The sequence below is a fragment of the Psychromonas sp. L1A2 genome, from assembly GCF_009828855.1.
Lineage (GTDB): Bacteria > Pseudomonadota > Gammaproteobacteria > Enterobacterales > Psychromonadaceae > Psychromonas.
In genome coordinates this window covers 2,184,731-2,206,616 of the sequence record NZ_WUAG01000001.1, presented here as the reverse complement: position 1 = coordinate 2,206,616, position 21,886 = coordinate 2,184,731, and the positions used below count along the sequence as shown (strand labels likewise).

Sequence of the window (21,886 nt, the reverse complement as noted above, 5' to 3'; positions counted from 1 at the left end):
GAGAAAAATAATGACGCAAGCAGTGAATAAAACACCATTGATCAGCATTAATAAAGCGAATGTAGATTGGAACTGGTCTGTTAAAGAAGCGAACTTAAAAAAAGATGCAACAAGTTTAAAGAAAGCATTATTGGCGATAGATAAACCGCTCTATTTTGCTAAATTACAAAATGATATTGCGGTATGTCATGAGCTTGCGAACACCAACAATGATGCACAGGCACAAAGCTCAGTCATTGCTTTTGCACAAGCGATTAAAGCAGAAGAATTAGGCAGTGAAACCTTTAAAAAGGCACACAACGTAAAATATGCTTACCATGGTGGTGCAATGGCAAATGGTATTGCTTCCGTTGAATTAGTTATTGCCTTAGGCCAAGCGGGTTTCTTATGTTCATTCGGTGCTGCTGGGTTAATTCCTGATGTCATTGAAGACTCTATTAAACGTATTCAAACAGCATTACCTAACGGTCCTTTTGCGGTGAACTTAATTCATGCTCCAAGTGAAGAAGCATTAGAATCAGGCGCCGTTGAACGTTTCTTAAAGTTAGGCGTTAATACTGTTGAAGCATCGGCTTTTTTGGCTTTAACTGAACATATTGTGCATTACCGTGTTGCAGGGCTGTCACAAAATGCAGACGGTAGTATTAATATTAATAATAAAGTGATTGCCAAAATATCACGTACTGAAGTGGCTGAGAAGTTCATGTCACCGGCACCACAAAAGTTTCTGGATAAGTTATTAGCAGCAGGAAAAATAACAGCATTACAAGCTGAGCTCGCGCTAAAAGTGCCGATGGCGGATGATATTACTGCAGAAGCTGATTCTGGTGGGCACACGGATAACCGTCCATTTCTAACGTTACTGCCGACTATTATTAAACAGCGAGATCAAATTCAAGCTAAATATAACTATGTGGTGCCGCTGCGTGTTGGTGCGGGTGGCGGTATTGGAACACCTGAGTCTGCACTCGCTGCCTATAATATGGGAGCGGCTTATATCGTATTAGGTTCGGTGAACCAAGCTTGTGTAGAAGCAGGTGCGTCAGAACACACTAGAAAATTATTAGCCAATGTTGAAATGGCGGATGTCACCATGGCACCTGCTGCTGATATGTTTGAAATGGGTGTTAAATTACAAGTGGTAAAACGTGGTTCTATGTTTGCTATGCGAGCGAATAAGCTTTATGAATTATATAGTAACTATGCAAGTATCGAAGACATCCCAACACTTGAGCGTGAAAAAATAGAAAAACAAATATTCCGTCAAAATTTAGATCAGGTTTGGGAAATAACCAAAGCATTTTTCCATGAGCGAGATTCGGACATGTTGGCAAGAGCAATCAACGACCCTAAACGTAAAATGGCGCTGATATTCCGTTGGTATTTAGGCCTATCATCACGTTGGTCAAATATTGGCGAAAAAGGACGTGAAATGGATTATCAAATATGGGCAGGCCCGAGTCTAGGTGCGTTTAATAGTTGGGTAAAAGAGTCTTATTTATCTGATTATGAGCAGCGTAAAGCGGTTGATATCGCTTTACACTTGTTAACCGGTGCTGCCTATTTAGCACGAATAAACCAACTCAGCTACCAAGGTGTTTCAGTCCATAGTAGCTTATTAAATTATCAACCTGAGCATTCGTTTGTAACACCATAAAGTACGATCCAATTATTAATAAGGCATTAAATGACCGTTAAAAAACAAAACAATCCATTATTTGGTTTGAAGCTTGAAGTGTTACTGACTGAACTATCAGACCATTATACTTGGCCTGGTTTAAGTGAAGCGCTTTGTATTGATCGCTTTAACTTTCATACTGGGATGAAATCAACGTCTAAATTTTTACGCAATAACCAATGGGCTCGTGAAAAAGTAGAGGTGTTTTATTTATATGAATTTAAAGCGTACCCATATCCTGAGCCTAAATTTTTAGCCAAACCGCCAAGAGATCGTAACATTCCGGAAGAACAATCGCCTGGAGAACCTAATGCGATTACTGATGCATTAATCGATCGTGTTGATATCGCATGTAAATACCGTATTTATGACAAAGTAAGTACGATTAAAGAAGAGCCAGTTTATGACCCAAGTAATCCTTGGGGCGTTAAATAAAACAGCTTATTAAGCTTGTGTATATGCATTAGCATTAGAAAAAGGAATAGAAAATGTTTGCTTGGGAAGTTAAGTTTTTTTCAGAGCTATCAGCTTTACGGTTATATCAAGTCTTAAAACTACGACAAGATATATTTGTACTAGAGCAAACGTGCTTTTATTCAGATATGGATAATCTAGATCAAAAATCAATTCATGTTCTACTCATATCAGAAGAAGATGATGACCTAGTCGCTTATTGCCGAATTTTACCCGCTGGTTTGTCTGATCCTGATGTTGCTATAGGCCGAGTTGTTGTTGCTGAAAATTCACGTAATCAGGGTTTAGCTAAAAAGCTAATGAAAAAAGCAATTGAATTTGTAAATGAAGAGATGCAAGTGCCCGTTATTAAAATTTCAGCACAATCCCATTTACAAACCTTTTATCAATCACTTGGGTTTGTTACTACTTCTGAGCCTTATGATGAAGATGACATTGAGCATATTGATATGAAACTAACTATTTCAATTTAACAGTCAAGCAAGTTACGCTTATTTTAAATCGCCTGATATAATAAGTCAGTAACATAAATGATTTATCGATTTACCCTTAGGAATACAAATACAAATGTCTGCTGAATTACAACAAAATAATCCACTTCACGGTTTAAAAACTGAAATTTTATTGACTGAATTAGTTGAACATTATGGTTGGAAAATTTTATTTGCTGCAACACGCTTCAAATGCTTTGATATCAACCCAACGATTAAAGGAAGTTTAAAGTTTTTACAAAAAACAGAGTGGGCTCGCTTAAAATTAGAGAGCTTTTATTTATATCGTTTTAAACGCATGCCAAAACCTAATGAAGTTGAATTTCATTTGAACCCTAGGGAACGTGGTTTTGAGCATGGTATTGTGCCTCTATCTCCAATGAAACTAACCATTGAGTCCATTGAGTTGTCTCAAGCTAAAGCTGCATCTGCATTCCAAGAGCGTGAAAATGATAAACGACAAAGTCGTCATCGTCATTCAGACCAGCGTAGTGGTCAAGGGAGTAAACACCCAATGCGAGATAATAAAATAAATACTAATAAACCAGAAAAAGATGAACCTAAATACGATCCAAGTAATCCATGGAATACTTAGTATTAATGAGCGACTTTTTATCACTGACTTAGTTCGGTTATGCTAATCAAGGTTACTTATTACTTGTGGTGGTTATAACAAATAGCGGTGCTTGTAAGATAAGTCGATTTATATAAAAAGGGAGTGCTAATTAATGTTAGCGCTCCCTTTTTTACATAAGCTGGTTATTCAGTTATATAGTTTACTTATACCAATCAAAATAAATAGCTTATCTATTTTACTGGTTAAAACAGCCCACTTCCTCGTTGTAAATTTCGTAAAGGAAACAGCGGTTAAAGAATTAACATCTTTTGGTTAATTCTCCGATAGACGATTAACGAGGTTAATCTTTGAAAGGTTCAATTTACGCCTTGAATGGAACTGTTTTTCCAGCGCAAAATTTAGATAACATATTTAATGTAACCGGTATTATAAGTTTAAAATATCATATACTTACCAAGTAATACCTACACTTAAATTATAACGACGATCGGTTTCAGTTGAACGTAATGAGTTAACGCCTTCTTCATAGGTAGCGAAACCAATTCTGAATATATCTGCATTATAAGTGAAGCCTGCTGTGTAAGACCCTTGATATAAGCCCGTCAACAAATCTAATGCTGACCATCTATTCTCAAATACGCGAGCAGAAATACCAATGCGGAGTCTATCTTCAAAGTCATTATTTTTAGTTGAAGCAAAGCTACCAGTGGATGAATCATAATATCTTGTTTTACTCGCATTTAAAGCATCGATATAATCGATAGCAATAACCGTGTGCTTAGAAAAAACCAATTGGGGCTGAATAGAGGCTCCAAAGTTAAGCGTCATGGGTTGTGACCCATAATGGCCATCAAAATCTAATTCTCCGATATTAAGTATACTCATACCAAAAGAAGGTTTCATATTTGTATTTAACTGATAAATAAACCCTAGATCCGCACTTGTTGCTACACCATCATCTTGTAAGTCGTCTTTAATTTTTCCGGTTATATCATCTTCAAATATTAATTCTATTGCAGTTAATACACCTTCATAAGATTGTTGTGTAATGATTTTTAAACCAAAGCCTAGTGAAAGTTCTCCTGCTCTTGAAGGCTGAAAAGTATAAGTAAACGCACCAGTTAAACCACCATAAGATCTAGCTTGTATTTCAACTTCATCTGCATAGGGAGTGAAGTTAGCATCAACTGCAGTTAATAAACCAAGTGACCAAGCATATTGATCACTATTTTTCGTGATAGAGCTATAATTTGAGGCGTCTGCATGTATGGACTTTCCTGAATAATTGGCAATTGTTTTAGCTACTTCAAAACGGTCATCTGTATCTATTGCATCATTTAAATCACTAACAAATGGGCCTGTATCCTTTCCGCCACTTGCTTGTATGGTAAAGAATTCAATGGTTAAATCATCTTTATTGGTTACTTTTGCGATACCAGCAGGATTTGAGAAAAGAGAGCTACTATAACCTCCTACTGAAACATTTGCGCCACCCATAGCCATAGTACGTTGATCTTTATACAAATAATTAAGTTCAGAAGCTTGTACTGAAATGGTAGGTAAAGCGGATAAAATAGTGAGTTTAAGCAGTGAATTATTATTGATTTTCATTACAAAACATCCTTGTTTTTAGCTAAACAGTATCGAGAGATTGTTTTTAACTATATAGAAAATATCATATAAAAGACAAAATAACACAAAATAATAGATGTGTTTTTGTACCGTTTAATGAGGATTTTTATTATTATTGCTATTTCTATAGTTGAACAAGGATGTGCCAGTAAAAATTAGTTCTTTCTTTTTAACATTAAAATTTGCTTTATTAACTTTGATTTCTCTAACTTAGCTAATTCGGTAACTTGTAGGTCTGAGTTAATTAACGATTCAATTTCAGCATCGTCATCTACTGTTTGTGTTTTTTGGAGTACATCATTTAGTTGCTGTTGAAGACGTTTATTTTCAATCTTACATTGCTTAAGCTGTTGCTGTAATTTCTCATCATTTTTACTGCTCGTGTTACCTGCAAAGATGAGCGCTTCTAACGTTTGATTTAAAGGAGCTTGTTTTGCTACTTTTTTAAGTTGTTCACCGGCTTTTATAGAAAGATTGAAGGTAAATAATTTTTTTCCGTTATCACTATCTCGTGATTTTTTACTACGCCAAGCTTTAAACATTTTATTACGTAGTTCTCGACCTTCAGCTGATGTCTCTAGTAATTGACAAAGTTGCTTAAACTTATCCTCGCTCATATCATTAAGATCTAAGTCAATTCCATCAGTCAGTGTTGTTAGTAAGTCACTCTTAGGCATCAAATAGTTTTTTACCCAATGACTATTGGTATCGTTCCATTGGAAGCTCGCAGGGGTCTCAACAGTGACCATATGAATCTCCTTGTGTTATCTTATCTATTAAGTTTACAAAATTAGGATTAAAGCTCTTAAAAACAGAAGCATAATAAGTATTAATTGAAGGTTGTTTTTACCTTTTTAACGCTTTTATAATATATAAAAGAATTAAAAAGGATTTTAAAAAAATTGGTTAGTTGATTATTTTGTTTCGCTATTTATTAACCACATTTTAAATTGTTTTTTCTGTTCAATATCAGCAGCTTTATATTGTTGGATTAAGCTATTGGTTGTTATTTTCTTAACCGAGTTTGAAGTCACCTCGAGATCATTGTCATTATTATAAGTGCTAACTAAACCTTCAATATCACTATAAGGAATAAAGCCATCTCCTTTTAGTTGTTCTGCCGTCTTAACTTGATATTGTTCTTTTTCATTTTCCACGAACCACTCTAGCCCTGTTCTTAACTTTTGAGATGCTTGTGCATAACTATATAATTTATTAGTGGTTATTTCGGTTTTTCCTTGAACATCAACAGTCAGGATATAAGGTCTACTTTCTAATAAGCCTCCATCTCTAAAGTTAGTTGAATACTTAACAACAACTTGTTGATTACCGTCTTCGGCTTTGATGTTTTTTACGCTTAAAAATGAACCTGAGACTTTTGCTCCATTTAATGCTAATACTTGGATGTCCTTGCTTGCCACTATCTCACCAGAAAAAGCAAAAGGGCTGATTGCTAATGTTAAAAATAATCCTGTGAATTTCATGTGTTTTCCTAATTAAAGTGTTTGATCAAAATAAATCGTATAAATGACATCAATATGACAGATCATTAAGCGCTTTGGTATATCAAGATGTGATCTATCACAATAAAATTAAAATAATGTTTAATGTCAGTATAAAGATTGATCATTATCATCCTGAATTGCTTCGTTGACGATAGCTTGCTTTGCAATATTAACGCAACAGAATTTCAATTGAATAACTTTAAGTTATTATAAATATTGATACTCTTTTTGCATTAAAACCCAAATAATAAAACAAAAATGATCTAAAAGAATCCCGTATGGTTAAAATCAATAAAATTTTATTCCTTAACATTGGTGTTTAAGTTGTTATTGCTATAGTCATCGGGACATTGTTGGTGTTGAATTTACCTTTAAATGTTGTGGCAGGAATTAAAAATTAAATTAATACCGATTAGAGTAAATAAGTGATCTAAATTTTCAGTTGTAAGAATGACTTAGTTTAAGGCGTAAATTGAGCCCTTTCAAAGATTAACTTCGTTAATCGTCTGTCGGAGAATGAACTTAAAATTGTTAATACTATAATTTTTTATTTTTAGGAGGTTTACAACGAAGAAATAAGTTATTGAGGGTATCAAAGTAAAAGTATAACTTAAGAAAATTATCTCTTTGCCGATAAATAATTAGAGGCCATTTAAATCAGAGGAAAGTTATGGATATCAAAGTGCTTGCTAGTGTATTGACAGAGCAAACTAAAATTAACACGCTAGATACTGTAAATATTAGTTTACATAAAAAAAATATAGATCAAACAGAGCGTCATGCAACACAGTTGTTAGAGTCTATTCCTCCAATTCCTGAAGGTAGTAAAGGGAATAAAATAGATACGGTTATTTAATTTAGAAAAAATATATTTAGATATTTTATACTAGTTGATTGTTTTGATTTAGTGTTGATATTCACTATTTTATTTCTTTTAATAAAGATTAAAATAAAGTAATAAATCATACAAATTAGATATGTCGTTCAATATATGCAATACATTTTTTCTGTTCTATTTTTATTGATTATTAACTTGCTAACATCACCCATTTAAACATTTTATTTTATCTTTATTGAATAATATTTAATACTAATTACGTTAAACATTCCAGGCAATTTATCACTACATAAAATGAAAATAAAAAAATACCAAACAGTTGTTTGGTATTTTATCTAGTGATATAGGTATCTACTGAATAATTAAATGAAATTAATCTTCAGGATTATCTTCTATCATTTTTTCAGCTGCTTTTACCATATCAGCGCTACCACACATGAATGGTACACGTTGATGTAGTTCAGTTGGGTCAATTTCCATAATACGCTTAGAGCCCGTACTTGCGATACCACCTGATTGCTCAGCTAAGAATGCAATAGGATTACATTCATATAATAAACGTAATTTACCTTCAGGTGCTTGTGCAGTAGAAGGGTACATAAATATGCCTCCCTTCAATAAGTTACGATGGAAATCTGCGACTAATGAACCGATGTAACGAGATGTATAAGGACGGTTATCTTCAGGGACTATTTCTTGGCAGAATTTAATGTATTTTTTAACACCCAATGGGAATTTTAAATAATTACCTTCATTAATCGAGTAACATTTTCCTGTCGTCGGTTGTTTCATATTCTCATGTGATAAATAGAAGACACCTAGAGAAGGATCACATGTAAAGCCATGAACACCATTACCTGTTGTATAAACAAGCATCGTTGAAGAGCCATAAATAACGTAACCTGCAGCAACTTGTTTAATACCAGGCTGTAAGAAGTCTTCAAGAATAACGGGTGTGCCGACAGGGCTAATACGTCTATATATTGAGAAGATAGTACCCACTGAAACATTGACATCGATATTAGAAGAACCATCGAGAGGATCCATCAATACAACATATTTACTGTTTACGCCACGAGCGCTGTCAAAGCTTACAAAATCATCTTCTTCTTCAGAAGCGACACCACAAACTTCTCCGCGTGCTTCTAATGCTGCTTTGAATTTATCATTTGCGTATAAATCTAGTTTTTGTTGTGTTTCACCTTGAATATTTTCAACACCGGTTGAGCCAATAATATTGGCAATACCTGCTTTATTAATCTCACGGTTAACAATTTTAGAAGCTAAACGAATTGCCCCTAATAAACCTGTTAATTCCCCGCTAGCTTCTGGGAAATCATGCTGTTTTTCAATTATGTACTCGCCTAAAGTGATCATATTTTCTCCAATAAGTGTTGGGATTTATTATAATGGAAATAATAAAAGTTGCTTGTCAAAAGGTGTGAGCTAGTTCTGATTAATTGATTTATCAGGCCTATTGTATTACAAATAAATAATTGATGTTTCTATGTCATATGCAACACCGATTATGTCTTTTTACCTTACTAGTAATAATGACAAGATCACAGGAACATTAGGTTTAATTTAGTTTTAATGGGAAGGGGTCGTTGTTATTTGCTTTATTTGTATATAAATTAGGCGATATTTAATGGTGAGATTATCTGTATATGAGTTATCTTCCCTTAATAACTAAGGGAAGATGACTAAAGCTATTTTAACGAAAGGAGTTAAAAGGCTTATCTTGCTTTTCTCGCTTTATTTTTTGCTTTACGTACAACAGAAGGTTTACTTTCTGACTTACGTTTTTCTATTAATTGATTACGTTCTTGTGTCGCTTTATAACGGCTCTTTTTGAACGTTTTACCATCCTGTTGTACTTCCGTTGCACTATCAAATTCATATCCAGGATATACAATACGATCGAACTTTCTGCCGATCAGCGATTCAATGTTATCTAAAAATTGCTCATCTTTAGGGCTAACTAATGAAATTGCATGACCGCTCTTGCCTGCTCGACCTGTTCTTCCTATGCGATGAACATAATCTTCTGCTAAAAACGGTAAGTGGAAATTAACAACATGCGGTAAATCTGGAATATCTAGTCCACGAGCAGCAACATCAGTTGCAACTAGTACACGAACACTACCTTCTGTAAATTGTTGAATCGCTTTATTACGAGCACCTTGTGTTTTATCGCCATGACAAAGCGCGGCTTTAATACCATCTAACTTTAATTCTTGCGCTAGTAAATTAGCACTTTCTTTCGTGCCTGCAAAAACTAAGACTTGTTTCCAGTTTTTCACACCAATCAATTCAGACAATAATTCACGTTTACGTACTTCACTGACCCAGTAAACTTGCTGCTTTACTTTACCTGAGGTTGAGTTCTGTTTAGACGTTTCAATATTTTTAGGTGTATGTAATAACTTATTCGCCAGTGTTTTTACTTTATTTGAGAAAGTAGCAGAAAACATTAATGTTTGATGCTTTTGTTTAATGATGTCGGTAACTTGTTGAATATCTGTTAAAAAACCCATATCTAACATACGGTCAGCTTCATCTAATACTAAATGCTTGATATGTGCTAAATCGACTTGTCTTGCATTAACATGTTCAATCAATCGTCCTGGTGTTGCTACTAAAACATCAACACCTTGTTTTAACATTAATGTTTGTGGAGATACGTTTGCACCGCCTGTGACGACACCGGATGTTAAAGGTAGAAATTGACTATATTGTTCAACATTTTTTGCTACTTGTAAGGCTAACTCTCGTGTTGGTGTGAGAATAAGTACTTTGATGGTACGAGAACGACCAATATTGTCAGGTTGATTTTTAGCTAAAATATCCAATAAAGGTAACGTAAATGCTGCTGTTTTACCTGTTCCGGTTTGTGCACTTGCCAATACATCGTGGCCCGCTTTAATAATTGGAATCGCTTGTTGTTGGATTGGGGTTAGTTTTGAATAACCACATGCTTTAACTGCTTTTAATAGATTTGCAGATAAACCTGCTGCATCAACACTCATAATCACACCCTAATTTGTACGCTATAAAATAATCGCGCAGTATAACAAACTCTGTTTTGTAATGTATTAAAAACATGATGTGAATATTGTTAAGTTTATATTTGCTACTTTAAATGATAATTGATGACAAAATATAATAAATACGTTTAATTTCATGTGAATAGATAGCACTTATTATTCGAATTTAGGATAGATAATTGGTACATATATGCTATTTTTTATTTACAATGTAAACCATTACTGAATATGATGACTGACAGCGAATATTCTTAATCTTATTTTGGAAAATATTATGTCTAATACTTTACTCTCTATTTCACCGGCTAAGTTCTATGAAAAAGTACAAAACAAACACAGTTTTGTATTAAATGTTCTGGCTAACTGGTGTTCTGATTGCACTGAGCAACAAATTAATATTCAAGCATTTTCGAACCTTATGGCAGAAAATCAATTAGAAGTATTACAATTAACAGCTCAAAAAGAGAATAGAGTGTACATTGATGCTGACTATCAAGCATTAATTGAGCAACTAGGCGGGCACGGGTATCCTCGTACTATCTTGGTATTGAAAGGACAAATTGTCAGTAGTGATAATGTAGAAGTGATTTCACTGGATAATTTAACAAAACTTGCAAGTACTTTTAAAAACTTACTGTAATACGTTTTCTTTATTGTGTTTCTACTCTATTGTATTTTTTCCATTTTAACTGTTATGAATTCTTTACTCACCTTTTCATTTTGCTGTTGCAGTTTAAGTGATGATTTAAATACACATTTTAAGGATCAAAATGTCAGCGACTAATGCTTTTCCAGACAATAGAAAAATGACGGTAATATTCAGAATTGAACCAGGATCTCTAGGTCCAGATGGCATGGAGCACGTTACTGAATTTTGTTTATTTGCACAAACGCAATTACAAGCTTGTTCAGTAGAGTATTTGAAGTGGTTTATTGAACCTCGTATCGATAAAACCTTAGGCGAAATAAACTTCCAACTTAATAATAAAGCATTGACCCAAGAACAAGCAGAAAAGTATCTCACTGTACTGGGTGAAAGTTATGAGCACTTTGAAGATCAGCTGGAAAATAATTTAGAAGCGATGATTGATCAATACTTTGGACGTTAGACCATCTATATTAAAAATGATTAAAGAAGGTGAGCCATTCACAAATAGTTGAATGGCTTGAGTGTTTAATTCATTCCTTATTCATATAATCAACCTCAGCTCTGGATAAGCAAAGCGATACAACACCGCTGTTTTAGCGGATTTCTGCGTTAAATTATTTCTCAATAATCCGTTATTGCTTCAATAATTCGCCTTGAACTACACAAAGTTAACGGCACTGCATAGTAAACAATAGTACCTTCTGATTTTAAATATAATTGCACTTTCATTAACCAGAGTTGAGGTTAATCAGTTATTTATTAGCGTTATTCTTTATCTGCTGGAAATACTATCCCTGTCTGTTTACGTACTTCATTGATTATTTGAGCAGTTAGTAATGAGCGTTGTTCAAAAATAGGACTTATTTCTGCATTGGTAATTTGCTTAACAAATGCAATACTTTCATAAGACATACTGTTGTCAGATTGAGGTTTTGTTAAATCAGCTTCAGACTGTAAAGCATGATCCTGGTGAATTATTTGTTGACATTGACCCACATGTTTTATCAATAATGAACCTGCTTCACCTTGAATTTCACTAAACTGGTTTGACGCCGATATTTTAGAATGATCAATCGTCACAGAAAAATCGCCATAATCTAATAGTACGCTACCACAACCATCCACGCCTGAATCTAATAGAACCGCTTGTGCTTTAACAGCGTGTGGTTTGCCAAAGAGAGCAGTAGTTAAAGCAACACAATAATAACCAATATCCATAATCGATCCATTAGAAAAATCAGGGTCAAAAGTATTCGGCTTTTTACCCTCTAGGTAAGCAGGGTATCGAGATGAATACTGACAATAATGGATGTGTGCTTTACGAATTTGGCCTAACTTAGCCAGTGTATCTTGAATAACAGTAAAATTAGGTAAGTGGGCTGTCATATAAGCTTCAAAGAAAATAAGATTGTTTTCTTTGGCTGTTTTATAGAGATCTATTGCTTCTTGGTAAGTTGAACTTAATGGTTTCTCGCATATAACATGCTTACCGTTCTCCAACATGTACTTGCTTTGTTGATAATGAAGAGAGTTAGGGCTGGCTATATAAACCGCATCAATGTTAGTTGAAGTCGCAAGTTGTTGTAAATCATCGAAAGTTTCAATGATAGAACCAACGACAGGAAATTTTTCAGCGAATGTTTGTGCCCTGGTTAATTCTCGAGAATAAACGGCGCTTAATTTCATCACCTGTTTATTGCCTTGCGGAGGATTTAGTGTGCCTTGAATAAATTTTTCTGTGATCCAATTAGTACCAATTACTGCGAACTTGATCATCAACGACTCCGATATTTATATTCAGGAATAACCTTATTACATTTTCAAATATAAGCATTGAAAACAGACTTTTAACATTAAATTTAGCCATAAATTGACTAAATCATCAGGTTATTAACCTTAACAATAAAATCGCATCGAACAAAGTAACAAAGTGTGATAAATATAATGGCTAATTATCTGAATATATAAAGAATAATAATATGCCATCATCTACATTCCAACTTGCCGAACTCTTAGCTAAAGAGTGTCAAATCAACACTAAACAAGCCGAAAGTGCAATTCAATTATTAGATGATGGCAATACCGTGCCATTCATTGCGCGTTACCGTAAACATTTAACACAGTCACTGGATGATAATCAACTACGCTTATTAGAGTCTAAATTGAGTTACTTTAGAGAGTTATCGACGCGTAAAACCAGCATATTAAAAGCGATTGAGAGCCAAGGTAAATTAACAGAATCACTGAAAAAAGAAATTCAATCAATTCAAGATAAAGTAAGTTTAGAGCATTGTTATACCCCTTTTAAATCGGTACGAGTAAGCAAATCAAAACTCGCTGCAGATGCTGGTTTAACGCGTTTAGCTGAACAATTATGGGCATCCCCTAAACAACCTTTAGAACAAATTGCAGCACGTTACATTAATGTTAAACATGGCTTTACAAACAATGAAGAGGTTTTAGAAGGGGCTTTAGCGATTGCGGTTGATAATATAACCCAAGATATTAAGTTACTTGGTTTACTAAAACAGCATTTATTTGAGCAAGCTATGTTCACTTCAACAGTTGTTAAATCTAAAATTAATGAAGCGATAAAATTTAAAGATTACTTTGAATTTAGTGCGCGTTTAAATCGCTTACCAGCACATCGAGTTTTAGCCATGTTACGTGGTAAGTCTGAAGGGTTTTTACGCTTAAAAATTGATGCGGATCCCTTCCAAAAAGATAAGAAATCGTATAGTTATTGTCAAACCTTGATTGCTAAACATTTGAATGTTTACCTCAGTAAAGACGAACAAACATCATGGCATCGCAAAGTGATTAATACTGCATGGTGTACAAAGCTATTAGTTAGCCTTGAAAAGCAATTTTTGGTGCAGTTAAAAGAACAAGCTGATGCAGAAGCTATTGAACAATTTGCTAATAATCTAAGTGCTTTATTGATGGCTTCTCCGGCAGGTGAAAAAGTGACATTAGGCTTAGACCCAGGCTTTAGAAGTGGTTGTAAATTAGCGGTTGTCGATAAAACAGGTAAGTTATTAGATACAGCGACCATCTATCCACATCAACCACAATTACAAACAGAACAAGCTAAACAGACGGTTAGTAAGCTTATTAAACAATACAAAGTAGAGTTAATTGCTATTGGTAACGGCACCGCCTCTCGTGAAAGTGAACAATTTATTGCTGATATTTTGACGTCACTTGATTATGATATTCAGGCGATTTCAGTGAGTGAAGCAGGTGCGTCGGTTTATTCCGCTTCGCAATTAGCTGCAGATGAATTTCCTCAACTTGATGTGACGTTACGTGGTGCTGTTTCTATTGCTCGACGTTTACAAGACCCGTTATCAGAACTGGTTAAAATTGAGGCAAAAGCAATTGGTGTCGGTTTATACCAGCATGATGTTCAACAAAAACTATTAGCGAGTCGTTTACAGGCTGTAGTAGAGGATTGTGTTAACAAAGTCGGTGTTGACCTCAATACGGCTTCACATTGTGTGTTAACACATGTCGCCGGACTCAATGCGACGATAGCTAATAATATCGTTGAATATAGAGAGTTAAATGGGCGTTTCAATTCACGTGATGCATTAAAAAAAGTACCTCGTTTAGGCGCGAAAGCATTTCAACAAGCTGTCGGTTTTTTAACGGTAACGGGTGGCGATAATTGTTTAGATGAGACTATTTTACATCCTGAGCAATATGCAACCGCTAAGGCCCTCGCTACTTTTAACCGTAAAACATTGAAAGAAGTGGTGTTAGCATCTGACACCATCGAATTAACTTTACCAACAAGTAACGGACAACATGCAGTGAGTGGTGAAACCTTACAGCAACAATATCAAGATGTGATGACTATATTAAAAATGTCTCGTCGTGACCCAAGAGATCAATTTCAAAGGGCTCAGTTTGATCAAAGTATTCATAAGATAGGTGATTTAGAAGTAGACCAATTATTACAAGGTGTTGTCACTAATGTCGCTAACTTTGGTGCTTTTATTGATTTGGGAGTCCATCAAGATGGTTTAGTGCATATCTCTATGCTCAGCGATCGCTTTGTGGATGACCCACATAAAATAGTAAAAGTAGGGCTGATTGTTAATGTAAAAATAGTGAGTGTCGATGTTGAACGCAAACGGATAGCATTAACCATGAAAGCAATTCAACAACCGACATGAGTTTCTATGACGGAGACTAAAATATGAAAGTAGCTTAGATATCAAAGTAACCTAAATATCAAAGTAATTTAAATGCTTGGATTCAAATAATAAGTAAACCTATTTTTTAAAAAATAATATTTAACAAAACGACCTAATTGAAAATGAAAATAAATAAACGTTTATTAAGCCTGTCTGAAATGGTGGATAGCCATTATGACCTAGTCTGGGATTGTTGTTGTGACCATGGCTTATTGGGGATTAAAATATTAACCAACAATGTCATCAAAGAAGTTAATTTTGTTGATGTTGTTCCAGATATTATTAATCAATTACACGATAAATTAATAACTTACGGCCATCATTTACCCATGGATGCTAAGTGGCAAACACGTTGCGAAGATGTCGCTCAATTACCATTATTTGATCGTTATAAAGAAAATCAACTTCAAGCTAATCAATTGGTTATTATTAGCGGTGTTGGTGGCGAATTAATGGTTGAAATGTTAACCCGTTTAATGAGTCGTTATGCGGGGTTGAATATCGACTTTCTTTTATGCCCAGTACACCATACTTATAAATTGCGTCGTGCATTGATTGAGTTAAATTTCAAATTAAAGCAAGAGCAGCTAGTGATCGAAAATAAGCGTGGTTATGAGTTAATGTTAATCAATCAAGTAGAAGGTGGGGAACTTACTTTAATAGGGGACCAGTTGTGGCAACTTCATTATGAGCATCAGCAATATCTTGCTAAGTTGATTACACACTATCAACGTATTGTTAGCGCTAATGTAGATGCTGAACCATTAGTTCAATCTGCATTGTCTGACTATCAAGCTTTATATCATAAGTTATTTTAGGAGTGAAATAGGTTAGTTAATTAGCCTAAAATGTGAGTAACTAAAATCTAGTGTGATTCGTTTATTATATTTTCGAAGGCATTTAAAATAATAAAAAAGCCACATAATCAATTATGTGGCTTTTTTATTTTGCATTAAAACTTATTATGACAAATAAATTTTAACGCTTATAGGTTGTCTACATTAACTGTATCGACTAAATACCTAGAGCTTGTCCGCCACCGATTTGAATCGTTTCAGCTGTGATGAATGCAGCGTCTTTACTTACTAAGAAAGAGATAACACCAGAAACGTCTTCAGGTTGACCTAAACGACCCAACATAATGCTGTCTTTCCAAGAAGCGAAAACTTCTGGTTTAGTATCTTTAATTTGTTGGTGGAAAGGTGTATCAATTGTACCTGGAGATACAGCATTTACACGAATACCAGCGGGTGCTAGTTCTTTAGCTAATGCACGAGTTAAAGTATGGACCGCAGCTTTAGATGTACCGTAGATACCAGCACCTGGACCACCAGCATTCCATGCAGCGTTTGAAGTGTAGTTGATTATTGAACCACCTTCAGTTTTCTTCAAGAATGGAATCGCAGCACGTGAAACAAAGAACGCACTGTCAAGGTTAAGCGCCATTACAAAACGGAAGAATTCAGTTGTCATTTCTTCGATTGGACTACGACCACCTAAACCACCAGCGTTATTGATAACAACATCGATTTGACCGTATTTATTACCGATTGCATTAACGTTTTCAGTTACTGCAACATCGTTTGTTACGTCAAAACCGTAGTATTCAGCTTCAATACCTTCCGCTTTAAGTTCAGCAACACGTTGTGCGCCAATTTCATCTTCGATACCGTTTAGAACAACTGTGTAACCATCTTGACCAAGACGTTTAGCAACTGCAAAACCGATTCCACCAGTAGCACCAGTGATTAAAGCAATTTTTTTAGACATGTTTATATTCTCATTGACTAGTTAATAGATAGTTATGCCATGGGCATTAAGGAGGCAGTCAAATATTGCAAAGATAAGCTGACATAAATGTTGGTATTAAAGAAGAAATTGCGATTCTATGTGCACAATGTCTGTCTTGCCATTTTATCAACAAAGGTGACTACCTTTTATTTGATTGATATTCACTGTCATATAGTTCGAATAAATATCAATCTTAGACTCAGTAGTATTGTATTACAAATAATGCATTTGTAAAATTGTATTCTTCTAATCTTCACTACCATTCAGGTAACTTTTTTATAGTTAACTTAATAAAAAAACGGTTGAAAACTAAACAGTAAAGTTGATTTACATTATTGTTAAACGTTTGTTTATTATATTTTATTTATTAATTAAGTTATTGTATTTAAATGATTTATATTGAGTTTTAAAAGTTGTTAATTATAATGTACAAGAGCGAGTATGATGAGTTGTGTCATTTAATTAAAATGCATAATTGCTTGTTTTATAAACAATTAAAATTAGTTAAATGCTTTATTTTCATCTGTGAATTGTGATCTAAGCCTCAAGAATTAAGACTCTATTTGTTCAACATAAAGGCATGTTAAAGGAAATGACAATTATTAATTTGAATTCGATTATTGAGTAAGTGATAGAGAACTTAACATTAATGGTGTTGTTTATTCGTTTATTTATCACTAGATAAATAAAAAGATAACGTGATGGATTAACTCATAAATTATCAAATAGAAAAATAGAAAAATAGAAAAATACATTTGCTGCTTTGCTTAGTCTTTCTTATGGCCTAATGTCTTTAGCTTTTTTGGTAAGCAATTAATCTCATTAACACAACCCTGTTTTATCTATTAGTAATTGCGTAGTATGCGCAGTCTTTTTCCTAAATTGCTTAACGCCATTAACTTGGTAAGCAATTTACTTTATTTAGAGAATGTTATGCGTTTATTAAAACGGGTGGTTCACCCAGCGATTACTGAAATTGATTTAACCCCAGATCATCCTGATAGTTTTACCCGTATTGCTACTCGCGCCATTGTCATTAAAAATAATAGAATTTTGTTAATGTACACTCAGCGTTATAACGACTACTCACTTCCTGGTGGAGGTGTTGATGAAGGGGAGGAGTTGATTGAAGGACTAAAGAGGGAGTTAAGTGAAGAAACTGGGGCGCTTGATATAAACAATATCAATGAGTTTGGGTTATATGAAGAGTATCGCCCACACAAAAGTGACAAACATTATCCTGAATATTCAATGATGCATATGCTTTCTTACTGCTTTACCTGTGAAATTGCTGATCAACTTGGTGATAGTAAGCTAGAAGATTATGAAATCAATAATGGCATGAAGGTTTGTTGGGTAGATATTGATGATGCTATTAATCATAATTTAAATACTATTAAAAATGATACAAAGCAGGGGTTATCCATTAAACGAGAAACATATTTAATGGAGCAGATTAAAGATGCATTGTTATAAGCTTACCTATAAATAATGATAGGAATAAGACACTTTAACAGTTTGAGTGGTTTTTAATGACTTTATTACTGCATTTATTATCTGAACCTATTATCTTAATCTAAGTGTTCTAAATCGATGCTATAAATGCAGTAATAAACAGTTAATAACCTTCTATAAATTATCTAAATTCTCTAATAGTGAACTGGCTTTTTCTCTAATTTCTATTTTTTGATTTGGGTCTAGCTTACCCCAATTACGGATAGGGAAACTCATTCGGTGATTTGAGGCAAGCTGCTCATAATTCTGATCAATAAAATTCCAATACAAACTGTTTAATGGGCAAGCATCTTCGCCTAGTTTTTGTTTGACGTTATAACGACAGCTTTTACAGTAATCACTCATTTTATTGACATAGTTACCGCTTGCCGCATAGGGTTTAGTTGCAATCCAGCCACCATCTGCAAACAGGGCCATACTGCGCGTGTTAGGTAGTTCTACCCACTCGATAGCATCAATATAGATGCCTAAATACCAGTCATCAACTTGGTTAGGGTCTATGCCTGCTAATAAAGCAAAGTTACCCGTGATCATAAGGCGCTGAATGTGGTGCGCATAAGCATGTTCAAGCGACTGTGAAATAGCACTTTTCAAACATTGCATTTTTGTATCTGCATTCCAAAAGAAGGTCGGTAAGTCTCGATTTGCGGATAATGCATTTTGTTGTGCGTAGTTCGGCATGTTCATCCAGTACATACCTCTGACATATTCCCGCCAGCCTAATATCTGTCTGATAAATCCTTCAATCTGGGAAATCGTAATCTTACCCTCTGACGCTTGATAAGCCGTTAAAGCGGATTGAATGACTTCCATGGGATTGATCATTTTACAGTTCAATGAAAAACTGAGACGCGAGTGATATAAGCTCCAAGCGTATGGAGAGGCGACGGTCATTGCATCTTGAAAGTTACCGAAATTAGGCAACTGATATTGGCAAAAATAGTCGAGTAATTGTAAAGATTGTTGACGATTTATTGGGTAATCAACATTGGTTGATTCATATCCTATCGTCTTGATCTTGTGATGCTTAATACGCCGTAAATAGGCTTCAGCGGGGTTAGTGAATATTAATGGTTTAGGGATAACCTTCAGATCTGCTTTTTTAAATGTTTGTCGATTATTTGAATCAAAGTTCCATGCACCGCCAACGGGTTTTGTTCCCTCCATTAAAATAGAGAACTCTTTACGCATAAAACGGTAAAAATTCTCCATTCTGACATGTGTTGCTACTTGAAAATGTTGTGGTAATTGGTCAAAAGGTAACAGGAAGTGTTCACTGTCCGCTTCATAAACCGTTAATCCATCTTGAGCGGGAAGATTGCCTAGTTGTGACCATAAACGATACTCATCAGGTCGTTGAAAAGTAAAACTTTCACATTGGTAGTGAGTGACTAATGACTTTATTAAATGTGGAAGGTCTTGATATTGGCTCGACTCATCTAACGTTAGGTAACAGACACGATGGCCTTTGCTTTCAAGCATTTGAGCAAAATCAGCCATTGCTGCAAAAAATGAAGTTATCTTTTTGATGTGGTGCTTAGTATAACTGGCTTCTTGGTGAAGCTCTGCAATGACATAGATGACATCATCATCGATTTGCTTGAACCAACTGTGCATAGCATTAAGCTGATCACCTAATATCAGTCTGAGGTGTTTGGCTTGCATGGTATTTCCTTATTTTATTACGCTTTAAAACTAGAATGAAGGTCGCATTAATTACCGCTAGGTTCACTGTTTAGCTTATTTTTAGTTTGTTAGGTTTTACGTTACTTAATGTTTTTTTGTTTCTACGACAACGTTCTGAGCAATACAGAACACTATCCCAACATGTTTTCCATTTTTTACGCCAGGAAAAGTCTTTTTCACACGTAACACACGTTTTATGTGGTAGTAATAATTTTTTATGCATTGCATTCGTCTATTTTATTGTTTTGTTTTATGGTTTTACTCTAAGGTCGGTGCTTTATAGTTGTTATTTTAGGTTTTTTTAATGGTTTTCTTTTTACGAACATGTTTTGCAACGATACGCGCACCTTCATTTTTACTATCAGTTCGTTTTTGAAAACCCCACAATAAATCTCGAGCAATTTTACCTGTCTCATCAATATCGACCATGGGTAAAGGGTAGGTTTCATCGAGTTTAAATTGATAGAGTTGTTCTTCCATTGATGTTAACAACCAAGGTGTATGAACAATTTCTTTGGGCAACTCTGATAATTTCGGTAACCATTTTTTGATGAATATCCCGTCTTTATCTTTGTCTAAAGATTGTTTGACAGGGTTATAAACGCGAATAATGTTGGTACCGGTGACGCCTGACTGCATTTGAAACTGCGGATAATGAATGCCCGGTTCAAAATCGAGAAACAGGGCGGCTAGATGGGTTACACCTAAACGCCAGTCAACTAATAAGTGGTGACATAAAAAACTCACTAACATCGCGCGCATACGAAAATTTATATAACCGGTTTTGATTAAACAAAGCATGGAAGCATCGACAAGTGGGTAACCTGTTTGCGCTGCCTTCCATTTGTTTAATCGCGTTTCAATACTTAGACCACAATGATCTTCTGGGTAACTGAAACCTATGTAGGCTCTATTAACTGGACGCCATTGCATTTCATGTTCACTTTCAAATTTCTGTATAAAGTGACAATGCCAATGAAGTCGAGAGGCAAGAGCATCAATTGGTCGTTTCCACCCAGTTTCAGATCTTTTTATTAATATGACCTGATAAAGTTGTCTTAAACTGATATTTCCCCACGCTAAATAAGGCGATAATCGAGAGCAACTTTTTCGACTTGCTTGTGGTTTAGAAATATTAAAATGATAGTTTTTACCTCGATCTTTTAGAAAGGATTGTAATATTTTCTGCGCCCAACGTTCTCCACCTGTCAGCATATGTTGATCTTCTGCGTACCATTCAGCAGGCAATATTGATTGAGGAAGTTGATCTAATGGTTGATGACTAACAAGCGTTGTATCAGATAACTGAGGTTTAGATAAAGCATCTCTCATGATCATGCGCCAATCATTATCCCAGCCTACTCTATTTTCTTTGCCGCGTGTTACGGCGCCGGATTTACTTTCCTTCCATGGAATATGTTGTATTTTACACCATTGTTTAACTGCTTTGTCTCGCTCGAACGTTGACAATAAGCCAGTTTCTTGGTGACTGAATAACCCTGTGATAGTAAATAATTGTTGGATGTGACTGAGGCCATCGATAGCATGACCATGGTGAACATAGACTTGAGAGTTAAATTGATTAAGTTGATCATTGATATCTTGTATTGATTGCAACACAAAACGCCAATGACGTAGATCGTAATGAGGGTCGTTAATTAAAAAAGGTTCAAATACGTAATATAAAATTGTTAAACCAGATTCAATAGAATGATTCAGAGGTTGATGGTCCGTTAATCTGAGATCACGCTTTAACCATACCACGTTGACCGATGGTTTCTTGGCGAGTTGCTCGTCCATT

20 protein-coding genes are annotated in these 21,886 nt (G+C 34.8%); 10 read left to right on the top strand and 10 right to left on the bottom strand.

Annotated elements, in window-relative coordinates:
• Positions 1-10 precede the first annotated feature (10 nt).
• From GQR59_RS09365 to GQR59_RS09350, 4 genes are all read left to right on the top strand, one after another.
• Positions 11-1,657, top strand: coding sequence for a PfaD family polyunsaturated fatty acid/polyketide biosynthesis protein (locus GQR59_RS09365; RefSeq protein WP_160061894.1), 1,647 nt, complete (start codon positions 11-13; stop codon positions 1,655-1,657).
• Positions 1,658-1,687: 30 nt separating this feature from the next.
• Complete coding sequence (locus tag GQR59_RS09360) at positions 1,688-2,113, top strand: VF530 family protein (RefSeq protein ID WP_160061893.1); 426 nt, start codon at positions 1,688-1,690, stop codon at positions 2,111-2,113.
• A gap of 53 nt (positions 2,114-2,166) precedes the next feature.
• The gene (locus GQR59_RS09355) at positions 2,167-2,625 is read left to right on the top strand and encodes a GNAT family N-acetyltransferase (RefSeq protein WP_160061892.1); all 459 of its coding nucleotides are present in this window, start codon (positions 2,167-2,169) and stop codon (positions 2,623-2,625) included.
• A gap of 94 nt (positions 2,626-2,719) precedes the next feature.
• On the top strand, positions 2,720-3,238 hold the full coding sequence (locus GQR59_RS09350; RefSeq protein ID WP_160061891.1) for a VF530 family DNA-binding protein: 519 nt from the start codon (positions 2,720-2,722) through the stop codon (positions 3,236-3,238).
• A 432-nt stretch (positions 3,239-3,670) separates the two neighbouring features.
• On the opposite strand, the gene GQR59_RS09345 is transcribed toward GQR59_RS09350, so the two are convergent.
• From GQR59_RS09345 to GQR59_RS09335, 3 genes are all read right to left on the bottom strand, one after another.
• Entirely contained in the window at positions 3,671-4,831 is a 1,161-nt protein-coding gene (locus tag GQR59_RS09345; protein WP_160061890.1) for a hypothetical protein, read from the bottom strand.
• 176 nt (positions 4,832-5,007) lie between these two features.
• Positions 5,008-5,601 carry a hypothetical protein gene (locus tag GQR59_RS09340; RefSeq protein WP_160061888.1) on the bottom strand — a complete coding sequence of 198 codons (594 nt, stop codon included), beginning with the start codon at positions 5,599-5,601 and terminating at the stop codon, positions 5,008-5,010.
• A gap of 165 nt (positions 5,602-5,766) precedes the next feature.
• The gene (locus GQR59_RS09335) at positions 5,767-6,336 is read right to left on the bottom strand and encodes a DUF2057 family protein (RefSeq protein WP_160061886.1); all 570 of its coding nucleotides are present in this window, start codon (positions 6,334-6,336) and stop codon (positions 5,767-5,769) included.
• Between the two features lie 691 nt (positions 6,337-7,027).
• On the opposite strand from GQR59_RS09335, the gene GQR59_RS09330 reads away from it, so the two are divergent.
• The gene (locus tag GQR59_RS09330) at positions 7,028-7,213 is read left to right on the top strand and encodes a hypothetical protein (protein WP_160061884.1); all 186 of its coding nucleotides are present in this window, start codon (positions 7,028-7,030) and stop codon (positions 7,211-7,213) included.
• Positions 7,214-7,567: 354 nt separating this feature from the next.
• Here the strand turns inward: GQR59_RS09330 and fbp are convergent, their stop codons facing one another.
• A complete protein-coding gene (gene fbp / locus GQR59_RS09325; RefSeq protein ID WP_160061882.1) occupies positions 7,568-8,572 on the bottom strand; it encodes a class 1 fructose-bisphosphatase in 1,005 nt (334 codons plus the stop codon).
• Positions 8,573-8,931: 359 nt separating this feature from the next.
• Entirely contained in the window at positions 8,932-10,224 is a 1,293-nt protein-coding gene (locus tag GQR59_RS09320; protein ID WP_160061880.1) for a DEAD/DEAH box helicase, read from the bottom strand.
• A 292-nt stretch (positions 10,225-10,516) separates the two neighbouring features.
• On the opposite strand from GQR59_RS09320, the gene GQR59_RS09315 reads away from it, so the two are divergent.
• Both GQR59_RS09315 and GQR59_RS09310 read left to right on the top strand, forming a co-directional pair.
• Positions 10,517-10,882: a thioredoxin domain-containing protein gene (locus tag GQR59_RS09315; RefSeq protein ID WP_160061878.1), complete on the top strand. Its 366-nt coding sequence runs from the start codon at positions 10,517-10,519 to the stop codon at positions 10,880-10,882.
• Between the two features lie 130 nt (positions 10,883-11,012).
• A complete protein-coding gene (locus tag GQR59_RS09310; RefSeq protein WP_160061876.1) occupies positions 11,013-11,351 on the top strand; it encodes a hypothetical protein in 339 nt (112 codons plus the stop codon).
• A gap of 305 nt (positions 11,352-11,656) precedes the next feature.
• Here the strand turns inward: GQR59_RS09310 and GQR59_RS09305 are convergent, their stop codons facing one another.
• Positions 11,657-12,667 (bottom strand): Gfo/Idh/MocA family protein, encoded by a 1,011-nt coding sequence (locus GQR59_RS09305; protein ID WP_160061874.1) that lies wholly within the window; start codon positions 12,665-12,667, stop codon positions 11,657-11,659.
• Positions 12,668-12,870: 203 nt separating this feature from the next.
• Here GQR59_RS09305 and GQR59_RS09300 point away from each other — a divergent pair, with 203 nt between their 5' ends.
• Both GQR59_RS09300 and GQR59_RS09295 read left to right on the top strand, forming a co-directional pair.
• Positions 12,871-15,072, top strand: a complete 2,202-nt coding sequence (locus GQR59_RS09300; protein WP_160061872.1) for a Tex family protein — start codon at positions 12,871-12,873, stop codon at positions 15,070-15,072.
• A 143-nt stretch (positions 15,073-15,215) separates the two neighbouring features.
• Positions 15,216-15,911: a tRNA (adenine(22)-N(1))-methyltransferase gene (locus tag GQR59_RS09295; RefSeq protein ID WP_160061870.1), complete on the top strand. Its 696-nt coding sequence runs from the start codon at positions 15,216-15,218 to the stop codon at positions 15,909-15,911.
• Positions 15,912-16,107: 196 nt separating this feature from the next.
• Here GQR59_RS09295 and GQR59_RS09290 read toward each other — a convergent pair whose 3' ends face one another.
• Positions 16,108-16,863 carry an SDR family NAD(P)-dependent oxidoreductase gene (locus GQR59_RS09290; protein ID WP_160061868.1) on the bottom strand — a complete coding sequence of 252 codons (756 nt, stop codon included), beginning with the start codon at positions 16,861-16,863 and terminating at the stop codon, positions 16,108-16,110.
• 954 nt (positions 16,864-17,817) lie between these two features.
• Between GQR59_RS09290 and GQR59_RS09285 the strand changes: the two genes are divergently transcribed.
• The gene (locus GQR59_RS09285) at positions 17,818-18,360 is read left to right on the top strand and encodes an NUDIX hydrolase (protein WP_160061866.1); all 543 of its coding nucleotides are present in this window, start codon (positions 17,818-17,820) and stop codon (positions 18,358-18,360) included.
• A gap of 153 nt (positions 18,361-18,513) precedes the next feature.
• Here GQR59_RS09285 and GQR59_RS09280 read toward each other — a convergent pair whose 3' ends face one another.
• The 3 genes from GQR59_RS09280 to GQR59_RS09270 form a co-directional block, all read right to left on the bottom strand.
• Positions 18,514-20,064 (bottom strand): cryptochrome/photolyase family protein, encoded by a 1,551-nt coding sequence (locus GQR59_RS09280; RefSeq protein WP_160061864.1) that lies wholly within the window; start codon positions 20,062-20,064, stop codon positions 18,514-18,516.
• Positions 20,065-20,134: 70 nt separating this feature from the next.
• Positions 20,135-20,308, bottom strand: coding sequence for a DUF2256 domain-containing protein (locus tag GQR59_RS09275; RefSeq protein ID WP_160061862.1), 174 nt, complete (start codon positions 20,306-20,308; stop codon positions 20,135-20,137).
• A 68-nt stretch (positions 20,309-20,376) separates the two neighbouring features.
• Positions 20,377-21,885 carry a cryptochrome/deoxyribodipyrimidine photo-lyase family protein gene (locus GQR59_RS09270; RefSeq protein ID WP_236546702.1) on the bottom strand — a complete coding sequence of 503 codons (1,509 nt, stop codon included), beginning with the start codon at positions 21,883-21,885 and terminating at the stop codon, positions 20,377-20,379.
• Position 21,886: the final 1 nt, after the last annotated feature.